Here is a 13,889-nt window from a genome sequence, read left to right as displayed (position 1 = left end):
GTGATTATTTAATCACCGGCCTTTTTGCGCTGTAGAGTGTTGTATTCTATAGCGCAGAAAAACTACTGAATAAAAGTAAATATTTTATGTGTAGTTAATAAAATATTCTTGTGTTTTGTAGTTCACAATGTTGTACAAATTCTTGGCATAGTTGCCAGTTAGTCTGCTCTAATACGGAGCAGGTAGGGTCAAAGATCAGCAAGCTGAGGAACCCCATGGCTTACTCTTATTCTGAAAAGAAACGTATCCGTAAGGATTTTGGTAAACGCCCACAGGTGTTAGATATACCTTTTCTACTGTCGACACAGTTGGAATCGTTCAAGAAATTCTTGAGTCCGGACGCTGAAGGCAATCACGGCTTGGAAGCTGCTTTCCGTTCCGTTTTTCCTATTAAAAGTTACTCGGGTAATTCTGAGCTGCAATACGTTAGCTATCGTATTGGCGAGCCAGTATTCGATGTAAAGGAATGTCAAATTCGCGGTGTCACTTATTCAGCACCACTACGCGTTAAATTACGCTTAGTATTAATGGATAAAGAAGCACCAGGCACAGTTAAAGACATTAAAGAGCAAGAAGTCTACATGGGCGAAATTCCGCTCATGACAGATACCGGTACTTTTGTAATCAATGGTACTGAGCGTGTAATCGTTTCTCAGCTACACCGTAGCCCTGGTGTATTCTTTGATAACGACCGCGGTAAAACTCACTCATCTGGGAAGGTGCTATATAATGCACGCGTTATTCCTTACCGTGGTTCATGGTTAGATTTTGAGTTTGATGCGAAAGATAATTTATACGTACGTATTGACCGTCGTCGTAAATTACCAGCGAGTATCATTTTACGTGCGTTAGATTTTTCAAATGAAGAAATTTTAAAAATCTTCTTTGAAACAACCGCATTTGAAATCGCTAATGGTAAAGTCATGATGGAATTAGTGCCGTCACGTTTACGTGGTGAAGTTGCACAATTCGAAATCAAAGACAACGAGGGCGAAGTAGTTGTTGAAAAGGGTCGCCGTATTACTGCGCGCCATATTAAACAGCTAGAGAAGCAGCAAGTTAATAGCTTGGAAGTGCCTCACGAATATATTATTGGTCGTGTTGTTGCGCGCAATTATATTAGCGAAGATAGCGGTGAAGTTGTAGCTGAAGCAAATGGTGAATTAACGTTAGAGTTAATGGCTGAGCTTGTTAAAGCTGGATTCACTCGTATTGATACGCTTTATATTAATGACGTAGATAGCGGTGCATACATGTCTGATACATTACGTATCGACTCAACAACGAATCGTTTAGAAGCGTTAGTTGAAGTATACCGTATGATGCGCCCAGGTGAGCCACCAACGCGTGATGCTGCAGAAGCGTTATTCCAAAACTTATTCTTTACTGAAGAGCGTTATGACTTATCGACTGTAGGTCGTATGAAGTTTAATAGCCGTGTTGATAACCCTGAAGGTACGGGTGACGGCACACTAAGTAAAGAAGACATCGTTGCAGTTATGAAAGTGTTAATCGACATTCGTAACGGTAAAGGTGATGTGGATGATATCGATCACTTAGGTAATCGTCGTATTCGTTCTGTTGGTGAAATGGCTGAGAACCAATTCCGTGTAGGCTTAGTTCGTGTTGAACGTGCTGTACGTGAGCGTTTAAGCTTAGGTGATCTTGATGCAATCATGCCACAAGATTTAATCAATGCTAAACCTATTTCTGCTGCTGTAAAAGAATTCTTTGGTTCTTCACAGTTATCTCAGTTCATGGACCAAAACAACCCGTTATCAGAAGTGACGCACAAGCGTCGTATTTCTGCATTAGGACCGGGCGGTTTAACGCGTGAGCGTGCAGGCTTCGAAGTACGTGACGTTCACGTAACTCACTATGGTCGCGTATGTCCAATTGAAACACCTGAGGGGCCAAACATCGGTCTTATCAACTCTTTATCGTGTTATGCACGTACTAACGAATTTGGTTTCCTTGAGACACCATATCGTAAAGTTGTTGATGGTGTAGTGACTGACGATGTTGATTATCTATCAGCAATCGAAGAAGGTCGCTTTGTAATCGCTCAGGCGAATGCAAACTTAAATGAACAAAATGAATTCTTAGAAGAATTGATCCCATGCCGTTTTAAAGGTGAATCTACCTTTATGGGCAAAGCTGATATGCAATATATGGACGTTTCTCCACAGCAGGTAATTTCTGTTGCGGCGGCACTTATTCCATTCCTTGAACACGATGATGCTAACCGTGCATTAATGGGTTCAAACATGCAACGTCAAGCTGTACCAACATTACGTGCTGATAAGCCGTTAGTAGGTACTGGTATTGAAATGACTTTAGCTAAAGATTCAGGTGTAACGATTGTTGCAAAACGTGGTGGTCAAGTGACTTACGCGGATGCGAGTCGTATCGTTGTTAACGTTAATGAAAATGAGCGTGTTGCTGGTGAAGCCGGTATCGACATTTATAACTTAACAAAATACACCCGTTCTAACCAAAACACCTGTATTAATCAAAAACCAACCGTCATGGTAGGTGAACCGATTACTCGTGGCGATGTATTAGCTGATGGTCCATCAACTGATTTAGGTGATCTTGCGTTAGGCCAAAATTTACGCGTGGCATTCATGCCATGGAATGGTTATAACTTCGAAGATTCTATCTTGTTATCTGAGCGTGTTGTTCAAGAAGATCGTTTAACAACGATCCATATTCAAGAGCTTCAGTGTATTGCTCGTGACACTAAATTAGGTTCAGAAGAAATCACAGCTGATATTCCAAACGTAGGTGAATCTGCGTTAGGTAAGTTGGACGAATCTGGTGTTGTTTATATCGGTGCTGAAGTAAAAGGCGGCGATATATTAGTAGGTAAAGTGACACCTAAAGGTGAAACACAGCTTACGCCAGAAGAGAAATTACTTCGTGCTATTTTCGGTGAAAAAGCATCAGACGTTAAAGACAGTTCACTTCGTGTGCCAAACTCTGTAACCGGTACGGTTATCGATGTTCAAGTCTTTACTCGTGATGGTGTAGAAAAAGACAAACGTGCACTTGAAATCGAAGATATGCAACTTCGTGAAGCGAAAAAAGACTTCAATGAAGAATTCCGTATCCTAGAAGCGGGTGTAGTTGCACGTGCTCGCCAGCTATTAGTTGGTGCAGGCTTTGATGAAGAAAAATTATTAGGTTTATCTTCAGAAAAAGTATTAACGCAAAGCTTAGCCGATGAAGAAAAACAAGCTGAACTTGAGCAACTTGCAGCGCAATACGATGAACTTAAAGCTGAATACGATAAAAAGTTTGAAGTTAAACGTCGTAAAATTACCCAAGGTGATGATTTAGCACCTGGTGTATTAAAAATCGTTAAAGTTTATTTAGCCGTTAAACGTCGTATTCAACCTGGTGATAAAATGGCGGGTCGTCATGGTAACAAAGGTGTTATCTCGACAATCGTGCCAGTAGAAGATATGCCATATGATGACAAAGGTCGTACGGTAGACATCGTTCTTAACCCACTAGGTGTACCATCACGTATGAACATCGGTCAGATCCTTGAAACACATATGGGTCTTGCTGCACGTGGTATCGGTGAGCGTATTGAAGAGATGATCAAAGAGCAGCGTGAATTACACGAATTACGTGACTTCATTCAAAAAGCATACTCTTTAGGTGATTGTCGTCAAAAAGTTGATATCTCAACGTTCAGTGATGATGAAGTACGTCGTTTAGCACACCATTTACGTGGTGGTCTTCCAATTGCTACTCCTGCATTCGATGGCGCGAAAGAAAGCGAAATCAAAGAAATGCTTGAGTTAGGTGGTTACCCTACCAGTGGTCAGGTTACGTTATACGACGGCCGTACTGGTGATAAGTTTGAACGTCAAGTAACCGTAGGTTACATGTACATGTTAAAACTTAACCACTTAGTTGATGACAAGATGCATGCGCGTTCTACTGGTTCTTACAGCTTAGTAACTCAACAGCCGTTGGGTGGTAAAGCTCAGTTCGGTGGTCAACGTTTTGGTGAGATGGAGGTATGGGCCCTAGAAGCATACGGTGCAGCCTACACATTACAAGAAATGCTAACTGTTAAGTCTGATGACGTGAACGGTCGTACTAAGATGTATAAAAACATCGTCGACGGTAACCATCAGATGGAACCAGGTATGCCGGAATCATTCAACGTATTGTTGAAAGAAATCCGTTCACTTGGTATCAACATCGAGTTGGAAGAGATATAAGTCGAACTAGTGTGCACTTTGCATAATTAGCGGACTAAATGAATGGGGGGGCGAATTCGCCCCCAAGATTAAACTCCGACAGGAGAGCTAAGGTGAAAGACTTACTTAAGTTTCTGAAGCAGCAAAATAAGACCGAAGAGTTCGATGCGATTCGAATTGGTCTTGCTTCGCCAGATATGGTTCGTTCATGGTCATACGGTGAAGTAAAGAAACCTGAGACAATCAACTACCGTACATTCAAGCCTGAGCGTGACGGCTTATTCTGTGCCCGTATTTTCGGCCCAGTAAAAGATTACGAGTGTTTATGTGGCAAATACAAACGCCTTAAACACCGTGGTGTGATTTGTGAAAAGTGTGGTGTTGAAGTTACGCTGACTAAAGTGCGTCGTGACCGTATGGGTCATATCGAATTGGCTAGCCCAGTTGCGCATATTTGGTTCCTTAAATCATTACCGTCTCGTATTGGTTTAATGCTTGATATGACGTTACGTGATATCGAACGTGTGCTTTATTTCGAATCTTTTGTTGTGACCGAGCCAGGTATGACAACATTAGAGCGTGGTCAACTTCTTAATGAAGAAGAATATCTAGATGCGCTTGAAGAGCACGGTGACGAGTTTGAAGCCAAAATGGGTGCTGAAGCAGTTTTAGATTTGCTTGCAGACTTAGATTTAGCACAACTTATTGCTGAAATGCGTGAAGAGTTACCAACAATTAACTCTGAAACCAAACGTAAGAAGATCACTAAGCGTTTAAAATTAATGGAATCTTTCCACCAATCAGGTAATAACCCTGAGTGGATGATCATGACTGTACTTCCGGTACTACCACCTGATTTACGTCCATTAGTGCCATTAGACGGCGGCCGTTTCGCGACTTCAGATCTAAATGATCTTTACCGTCGTGTAATTAACCGTAATAACCGTCTTAAGCGTTTATTAGATTTAGCGGCACCAGACATTATTGTACGTAACGAAAAGCGTATGTTACAAGAAGCGGTTGATGCTCTTCTTGATAATGGTCGTCGTGGTCGCGCGATTACAGGTTCAAACAAACGTCCATTAAAATCACTTGCCGATATGATTAAAGGTAAGCAAGGTCGTTTCCGTCAGAACTTACTTGGTAAGCGTGTAGATTATTCTGGTCGTTCGGTAATCACTGTAGGTCCAACACTTAAATTGCATCAGTGTGGTCTTCCTAAGAAGATGGCACTTGAGTTATTTAAACCATTTATCTATGGCAAGTTAGAATTACGTGGCATGGCTACGACAATTAAAGCTGCTAAAAAAATGGTTGAGCGTGAAGTACCTGAAGTGTGGGATATCTTAGATGAAGTTATCCGTGAACATCCAGTACTTCTTAACCGTGCTCCAACACTTCACCGTTTGGGTATCCAAGCGTTCGAACCAGTACTAATCGAAGGTAAAGCAATTCACCTTCATCCATTAGTATGTGCGGCATATAATGCCGACTTCGACGGTGACCAAATGGCGGTACACGTACCGTTAACGTTAGAAGCACAGCTTGAAGCTCGCGCTCTTATGATGTCGACCAATAACATCCTATCACCTGCAAATGGTGAGCCGATTATTGTTCCGTCACAAGACGTTGTTTTAGGTCTATATTACATGACTCGCGACTGTGTAAACGGTTTAGGCGAAGGCACAGTATTTAAAGATCCTAAAGAAGCTGAAAAAGCATACAGAACAAATAATGCTGCTTTACATGCAAAAGTAAAAGTCCGTATTACAGAAACGATTAAAGATGTAGATGGTAATGTTGAAGACCGTATCTCTATTTATGATACGACTGTCGGCCGTGCAATTTTATCGTTGATTTTACCAAAAGGTATGCCGTTTGAGTTAATCAACCGCGCCATGGGTAAAAAGCAAATTTCTGGCTTATTAAATGAGTGTTATCGTCGTTTAGGTCTTAAAGATACAGTTATCTTTGCTGACCAAGTGATGTACACAGGTTTCCATTATGCGATGAAGTCAGGTGTATCAATCGGTATTAACGATTTGGTTATCCCGCCAGTGAAAGCTGAGATCATCAAAGCAGCAGAAGATGAAGTATCTGAAATTAACCAACAATTCCAATCAGGTCTTGTTACGGCTGGTGAAAAATACAATAAAGTCATCGATATCTGGTCACGTGTAAACGAAAATTTATCACGTGCGATGATGGAAAACTTATCGAAAGATACAGTGATCAATGCTAAAGGCGAAGAAGAGTTACAAGATTCATTTAACTCAGTATTCATGATGGCTGACTCAGGCGCACGTGGTAGTGCGGCTCAGATCCGTCAGCTAGCTGGTATGCGTGGTCTAATGGCGCGTCCAGATGGTTCAATCATCGAGACACCAATCACAGCTAACTTCCGTGAAGGTCTAAGCGTACTTCAGTACTTCATCTCAACGCATGGTGCGCGTAAAGGTCTTGCCGATACAGCACTTAAAACAGCTAACTCGGGTTACCTAACTCGTCGTTTAGTAGACGTTGCACAAGATTTAGTAATCAACGAAGACGATTGTGGCACTGAAGATGGCTTAACAATGAAACCACTTATTGAAGGTGGTGATGTTGTTGAACCATTACGCGAGCGTGTATTAGGTCGTGTAGTTGCAGAAGACATTTTAAAACCAGGTACTAATGAAGTACTTGTTGAGCGTAACGTGATGCTTAACGAAAAACTGTGTGATCTGTTAGAAGATAATTCAGTTGACGAAGTACGTGTACGTTCAGTTATCACATGTGATAACGACTTTGGTGTATGTGCTAAGTGTTACGGTCGTGACCTTGCACGTGGTCACTTAATTAACGCGGGTGAATCAGTCGGTGTTATCGCAGCTCAATCAATCGGTGAGCCAGGTACACAGCTTACGATGCGTACATTCCACATCGGTGGTGCGGCATCTCGAGCGTCTGCAGAAAACAGCGTACAAGTTAAGAATCAAGGTACATTAAAGCTTCATAATGCGAAATACGTATTAAACTCTGATGGCAAAATTGTTATCACTTCACGTTCTACTGAGATCACTATTATTGATGATCACGGTCGTGAAAAAGAGCGTTATAAAGTACCTTATGGTGCCGTGTTATCAGTACAAGATGGTGCATCAGTTGCGGGTAGCGATGTTGTAGCAACTTGGGATCCGCACAGTCACCCAATCGTGGTTGAGCGTGTATCTAAAGTGACGTTCAGCGACATTGATGACTCAAATACTGAAGCGCAAACTGATGAATTAACTGGTCTAACACGTGTTGTTGTTAAAGACCTCTCTAAAGTAAATGCTAAAGAGCCAAAGTTAATTATCGAAAGTGAAGAAACAGGCTTACAAGAAACTCGTTTACCATCGTTTACTACAATTGAAGTAACAGATGGTGCAACGGTTAGTGCTGGTTATGTATTAGCTCGTATTCCTCAAGAAGGTTCAAAAACACGTGATATCACGGGTGGTCTACCTCGCGTAGCCGACTTGTTTGAAGCTCGTCGTCCAAAAGAGCCAGCTATTCTTGCGGAAATTACAGGTGCCATTAGTTTTGGTAAAGAAACCAAAGGTAAAAAGCGTCTAGTAATTACACCTGCTGAAGGTGATGCATACGAAGAGATGATCCCTAAATGGCGTACTCTTAATGTGTTTGAAGGTGAGCAAGTGTCTAAAGGTGAAGTTATTGCCGATGGTCCTGAGTCACCACATGACATCTTACGTCTTCGTGGCGTAACCGATGTTGCAAATTACATTGTTAATGAAGTACAAGATGTTTACCGCTTACAAGGTGTAAAAATCAATGATAAACACATCGAAACGATTATTCGTCAGATGTTACGTAAATGTTTAATCATTGATGGTGGTCATAGTGAGTTCTTAGCGGGTGAACAAGTTGAGGTTGCACGTGTAAACATTGCAAATCGTCACTTAGAAGCCGAAGGAAAAATCCCAGCGAAATTTGAAATTCAGCTAATGGGTATCACTAAAGCATCACTAGCAACAGAATCTTTCATTTCTGCTGCATCATTCCAGGAAACAACTCGAGTCCTGACTGACGCTGCTGTAAATGGTAAGAGCGATGAGCTACGTGGCTTGAAAGAGAACGTAATCGTGGGTCGTTTGATCCCAGCCGGTACCGGCTTTGCGTATCATCAAGAGCGTATCAAACGTCGTAAACAGCGTGATAATGCTTCAAATGTTGAAGAGCAAACAGTTAGTGCAGAAGAGGCAACTCAAGCATTAACTGACGCATTAAACGCAGACCTGTCAGGTAACAATTAAGATACTTAATTAACATTAAGGTCACATATAGCAGTTAAATACTGCTATATGTGTTGTTATGGTTGACAGGTTAAACTTTGCTCATTAAAATTCCGCCACCCTATATTTCGCTAAAGAAACTTAGGGCGGATTTTTTTTTCAGTAGATTTTAATTAACTAGGAGCTATTTAATGGCAACTATCAACCAGCTAGTGCGCAAGCCACGTCGCAGTAAGGTTGTAAAAAGCAACTCTGCCGCGCTAAAAGCTTGTCCGCAAAAGCGTGGAGTATGTACTCGTGTATATACAACTACACCAAAGAAACCAAACTCAGCATTACGTAAAGTAGCTCGTGTTCGTTTAACGAATGGTTTCGAAGTAACATCATATATCGGCGGTGAAGGCCACAATCTTCAAGAGCATAGCGTTATCTTAATCCGTGGTGGTCGTGTTAAAGACTTACCAGGTGTACGCTTCCACACTATCCGCGGCGCATTAGACTGTGCTGGCGTAAGTGCTCGTCGCCAAGCTCGCTCGAAATACGGTGCTAAACGTCCTAAGAAATAATGATATCTCTTAGTAAGGCCAAGCACTTAAAGTTGTAAATAATTGTTTTGGGAGTCGCTCAAAAAAGCGAACCTGAAGAAACCGGAGATTCAAAATGCCTAGAAGACGCGTTATAGGTCAACGTAAAATTCTTCCTGATCCTAAGTTCGGATCAGAACTTCTTGCTAAATTCGTTAACGTTTTAATGTTAGACGGCAAGAAATCAACTGCTGAAAAAATCGTATATGGTGCGCTAGACGTGGCTGCTGAGAAATCAGGCAAGTCGCACCTAGAAATCTTTGAAGCTGCTCTTGATAATGTACGCCCAACGGTAGAAGTTAAATCTCGCCGTGTTGGTGGTTCTACATACCAAGTACCAGTTGAAGTTCGTCCAGTTCGTCGCAATGCATTAGGCATGCGTTGGATCGTAGATGCTGCGCGTAAGCGTGGTGAAAAATCTATGGGTCTTCGTCTTGCTCAAGAAATGCTTGATGCGTCAGACAACAAAGGCACTGCGGTTAAGAAACGTGAAGACGTTCACCGTATGGCTGAAGCGAATAAAGCATTCGCTCACTACCGTTGGTAATCTGCCTTTAGTCTTTAAGAGGGTATTATGGCACGTATAACTCCAATTGAGCGTTACCGTAATATTGGTATTTGCGCCCACGTTGACGCGGGTAAAACAACTACCACTGAACGTGTACTATTCTATACCGGTCTTTCTCATAAGATTGGTGAAGTACATAACGGTACGGCGACAATGGACTGGATGGAGCAGGAGCAAGAGCGTGGTATCACGATCACTTCTGCTGCAACCACGTGTTTCTGGAAAGGGATGGACGGTCAATATCCGGATCATCGCATTAATATTATTGATACTCCAGGACACGTAGACTTTACAATTGAAGTAGAGCGTTCATTGCGCGTGCTTGATGGTGCTGTCGTTGTTTTGTGTGCTTCATCTGGTGTTCAGCCGCAAACCGAAACGGTTTGGCGTCAAGCTGATAAATACGAAGTTCCTCGAATGATCTTCGTAAACAAGATGGACCGCGCAGGTGCCGACTTCTTCATGGTTGTTGAGCAGATAAAATCTCGCCTAGGGGCTAACCCTGTGCCAATTCAAATTGCAATTGGTGCAGAGGAAGACTTCAAAGGGGTTGTCGATCTTATTAAGATGAAGGCCATAAACTGGAACCCAGAGGACCAGGGTATGACCTTCACTTATGAAGATATTCCCACAGAACTTCAGGACTTAGCTGAAGAGTGGCGCTCTCATTTAGTTGAAAGTGCTGCCGAAGCGACTGAAGAACTGATGGATAAATACCTTGAAGGTGAAGAGTTAAGCGAAGAAGAAATCAAGTTAGCTATTCGTAAGCGTACGCTTGCGGGCGAAATAGTACCAATGACTTGTGGTTCTGCGTTCAAAAATAAAGGTGTTCAAGCAGTTTTAGATGCAGTTATCGACTATATGCCATCGCCGACTGAAGTAAAAGAAATTCAAGGTGTTCTTGAAGATGACGTTACTGAAGCGATCCGACCGGCTCAAGACGATGCTCCATTTTCTGCACTTGCTTTTAAAATTGCCACAGATCCATTTGTTGGTACGCTGACTTTCTTCCGAGTGTATTCGGGCGTAGTAAATCAAGGCGATGCTGTTTATAACCCTATTAAGGGTAAACGTGAACGTCTGGGTCGTATCGTTCAAATGCATGCCAATGCACGTGAAGAAATCAAAGAAGTTCGCGCTGGTGACATCGCGGCTGCTATCGGTCTTAAAGACGTGACCACAGGTGATACTCTTTGCTCACCAGATGCCATTATTACATTAGAGCGCATGGATTTCCCTGAGCCAGTAATATCGGTCGCTGTAGAGCCAAGAACAATTGCAGACCAAGAAAAAATGGCTATTGCACTAGGAAAACTAGCTGCAGAAGATCCATCGTTTAAGGTTAGCACTGATCCAGAATCGGGTCAGACCATCATCTCTGGTATGGGTGAGCTTCATTTAGATATCATTGTAGATAGAATGAAACGTGAGTTTAGCGTCTCGTGTAATGTTGGTAAACCTCAGGTTGCATACCGTGAGACTATCCGCGGCACGGTAGAAGTTGAAGGCAAGTTCATTCGCCAATCTGGTGGCAGAGGTCAATTTGGTCATGTATGGCTAAAAATCGAACCACTTTCAATTGAAGATGATGAAGCCCCAACCTACGAATTTGTTAACGCAGTCGTAGGTGGCGTTATACCAAAAGAATATATACCGGCGGTAGATAAAGGTATTCAAGAGCAAATGCGCAATGGCGTATTGGCCGGGTTCCCTTTGTTGGGTGTCAAAGTGACGCTATTTGATGGTTCATTCCATGACGTAGATTCAAATGAATTGGCATTCAAAATCGCAGGTTCTATGGGCTTTAGGAAGGGAGCGCTTGATGCAAACCCTGTATTACTTGAACCAATTATGCAAGTTGAAGTAATTACACCTGAAGACAACATGGGTGATGTTGTCGGTGATCTAAATCGTCGCCGTGGTTTAATCGAAGGTATGGAAAATGCGCCTGGTGGATTGAGACAAATCAATGCACTTGTGCCATTATCTGAAATGTTTGGTTATGCAACTGATCTCCGCTCAGCAACACAAGGTCGAGCTTCATACGCTATGGAATTTTTGAAATATAGCGAAGCCGGCAAAAATGTCGCAGATGCAATAATTACAGCTCGCGCTGTTAAGCAATTTTAGTTCGGTCCGATCTGTTTGGATCGGACTTTAATTTCTTTATAGGAATTTTTAAAAATGGCAAAAGAAAAGTTTCAACGTACAAAACCGCACGTAAACGTAGGTACAATCGGCCACGTTGACCACGGTAAAACAACTCTAACTGCAGCAATCACAAACGTATTAGCGAAGCATTACGGTGGTCAAGCAAAAGATTTCGCGTCAATCGATAACGCTCCAGAAGAGCGCGAGCGCGGTATCACAATCAATACTTCACACGTTGAGTATGATACACCGTCACGTCACTACGCACACGTAGATTGCCCAGGCCATGCTGACTATGTTAAAAACATGATCACTGGTGCTGCACAAATGGACGGCGCTATTTTAGTAGTAGCGGCGACAGACGGCCCAATGCCACAAACACGTGAGCACATCCTTTTATCTCGCCAAGTAGGCGTACCTTACATCATCGTATTCATGAACAAATGTGACATGGTTGATGATGAAGAGTTACTAGAATTAGTAGAGATGGAAGTACGTGAGTTATTGTCTGAGTACGATTTCCCAGGTGATGATTTACCACTAATCCAAGGTTCAGCATTAAGAGCGTTAGAAGGCGATGCTGCATGGGAAGAGAAAATTCTTGAGTTGGCAGCAGCTTTAGATTCGTACATTCCAGAGCCAGAGCGTGCAATTGATAAGCCATTCATCATGCCTATCGAAGACGTATTCTCAATCCAAGGCCGTGGTACAGTAGTAACAGGTCGTGTAGAAGCGGGTATCGTAAACGTAGGTAACGAAGTAGCAATCATCGGTATCAAAGATACAGTAATTACTACTTGTACTGGTGTAGAAATGTTCCGTAAGTTGCTTGACGAAGGTCGTGCTGGTGAGAACATTGGTGCATTATTACGTGGTACTAAACGTGAAGACGTAGAACGTGGTCAAGTATTAGCAAAACCAGGTTCAATCACACCACACACAACATTCGTATCAGAAGTATACGTATTAAGCAAAAACGAAGGTGGTCGTCACACTCCATTCTTCAAAGGTTACCGTCCACAGTTCTACTTCCGTACAACAGACGTAACAGGTAACGTAGAGTTACCAGAAGGCGTAGAGATGGTAATGCCAGGCGACAACATCAAGATGACAGTAGAATTAATCTGCCCAATCGCGATGAACGAAGGCTTACGTTTCGCAATCCGTGAGGGTGGCCGTACAGTAGGTGCTGGTGTAGTAGCACAAATCATCAAGTAATAAGTTAGAATACTAACGAATTACGATAAAAGGTCGCGCAAGCGGCCTTTTTTATTTTTATAGGGGTTTAAGACTATAATCAGTATTTTAAGTGCTTTTTTATAAGTTGGTTGTTAAATATAGCGTAAAAACAATGATGAATTACCCTGAGTAAAGTTACTTAAAAGTAATGGTTTATAAAGAAATCGTTATTTTTGTTCGTTTATTGCCCGCTTGGTGTGAATATTAATCAATAATGTCTATTTTTACATTTTTCTCAAAAAAACGCTTGCCAAAAAAGTTCGCCGCCCTATAATGCGACCCCACTGAGACGGCAGACAGCAACGCTTAGCGAGGCAAGAGTCGAATCAGAGAGTTAAATAAAACTTAGTTTGGTTTTGAAAGAAATTTAAAATTAAGTGTTGACTTGAAAAGTGAAACGTTTATTATGGCGCTCCACTTCGCAGCAAGCTCCTAGAGTTGGCGCTGCAACGTTCTTTAACAATTTAAGCAATCATCTGTGTGGGCACTCGTACAGGTTGAGTTCTAACAGCTTAGTTCGAAACTTAGGTTTTGAATAAAGCAAAAAATTTAGAGTCTCAAATGTAACTGAGTGACTATACAGTCAATTTGATTTCACTTTCTCTTTTTATTAAGAATTGTGGAAACAAAAATCAGAATTCATTGAGCTGAACCGCAAGGTTCAAAAAAACTTTTAATTGAAGAGTTTGATCATGGCTCAGATTGAACGCTGGCGGCAGGCCTAACACATGCAAGTCGAGCGGCAGCACAAGGGAGTTTACTCCTGAGGTGGCGAGCGGCGGACGGGTGAGTAATGCTTGGGAACATGCCTTTAGGTGGGGGACAACAGTTGGAAACGACTGCTAATACCGCA

Annotated in this window: 6 protein-coding genes and 1 rRNA gene (1 of these 7 only partly in view); all 7 read left to right on the top strand. The window is 42.2% G+C overall.

Annotated elements, in window-relative coordinates; translation table 11 throughout:
• Window positions 1–215: 215 nt before the first annotated feature.
• Entirely contained in the window at window positions 216–4,241 is a 4,026-nt protein-coding gene (rpoB, locus tag AC3KZC_RS16105; RefSeq protein WP_490580382.1) for a DNA-directed RNA polymerase subunit beta, read from the top strand.
• 92 nt (window positions 4,242–4,333) lie between these two features.
• Window positions 4,334–8,515 carry a DNA-directed RNA polymerase subunit beta' gene (rpoC, locus tag AC3KZC_RS16100; RefSeq protein ID WP_490580383.1) on the top strand — a complete coding sequence of 1,394 codons (4,182 nt, stop codon included), beginning with the start codon at window positions 4,334–4,336 and terminating at the stop codon, window positions 8,513–8,515.
• A 170-nt stretch (window positions 8,516–8,685) separates the two neighbouring features.
• Complete coding sequence (rpsL, locus tag AC3KZC_RS16095) at window positions 8,686–9,060, top strand: 30S ribosomal protein S12 (RefSeq protein WP_490580384.1); 375 nt, start codon at window positions 8,686–8,688, stop codon at window positions 9,058–9,060.
• Between the two features lie 94 nt (window positions 9,061–9,154).
• Window positions 9,155–9,625, top strand: coding sequence for a 30S ribosomal protein S7 (gene rpsG / locus AC3KZC_RS16090; RefSeq protein ID WP_009840795.1), 471 nt, complete (start codon window positions 9,155–9,157; stop codon window positions 9,623–9,625).
• 27 nt (window positions 9,626–9,652) lie between these two features.
• Window positions 9,653–11,776, top strand: coding sequence for an elongation factor G (gene fusA / locus AC3KZC_RS16085; protein WP_490580385.1), 2,124 nt, complete (start codon window positions 9,653–9,655; stop codon window positions 11,774–11,776).
• A gap of 54 nt (window positions 11,777–11,830) precedes the next feature.
• Window positions 11,831–13,015 carry an elongation factor Tu gene (tuf, locus tag AC3KZC_RS16080; protein WP_518525902.1) on the top strand — a complete coding sequence of 395 codons (1,185 nt, stop codon included), beginning with the start codon at window positions 11,831–11,833 and terminating at the stop codon, window positions 13,013–13,015.
• A gap of 695 nt (window positions 13,016–13,710) precedes the next feature.
• A 16S ribosomal RNA gene (locus AC3KZC_RS16075) occupies window positions 13,711–13,889 on the top strand; it runs 1,363 nt beyond the window's last position.

This window comes from Pseudoalteromonas sp. J2K-J031, assembly GCF_058197095.2.
The sequence above is the reverse complement of the archived record's forward strand: the minus strand, read 5'-3'. Positions and strand labels throughout refer to the sequence as shown.

What these genes read in the sequence shown, in the direction of transcription:
- fusA (WP_490580385.1), top strand. Translation starts at nt 9,653, where the DNA reads ATGGCACGTATAACTCCAATTGAGCGTTACCGTAATATTGGTATTTGC.
- rpsL (WP_490580384.1), top strand. Translation starts at nt 8,686, where the DNA reads ATGGCAACTATCAACCAGCTAGTGCGCAAGCCACGTCGCAGTAAGGTT.
- tuf (WP_518525902.1), top strand. Translation starts at nt 11,831, where the DNA reads ATGGCAAAAGAAAAGTTTCAACGTACAAAACCGCACGTAAACGTAGGT.
- rpoB (WP_490580382.1), top strand. Translation starts at nt 216, where the DNA reads ATGGCTTACTCTTATTCTGAAAAGAAACGTATCCGTAAGGATTTTGGT.
- rpsG (WP_009840795.1), top strand. Translation starts at nt 9,155, where the DNA reads ATGCCTAGAAGACGCGTTATAGGTCAACGTAAAATTCTTCCTGATCCT.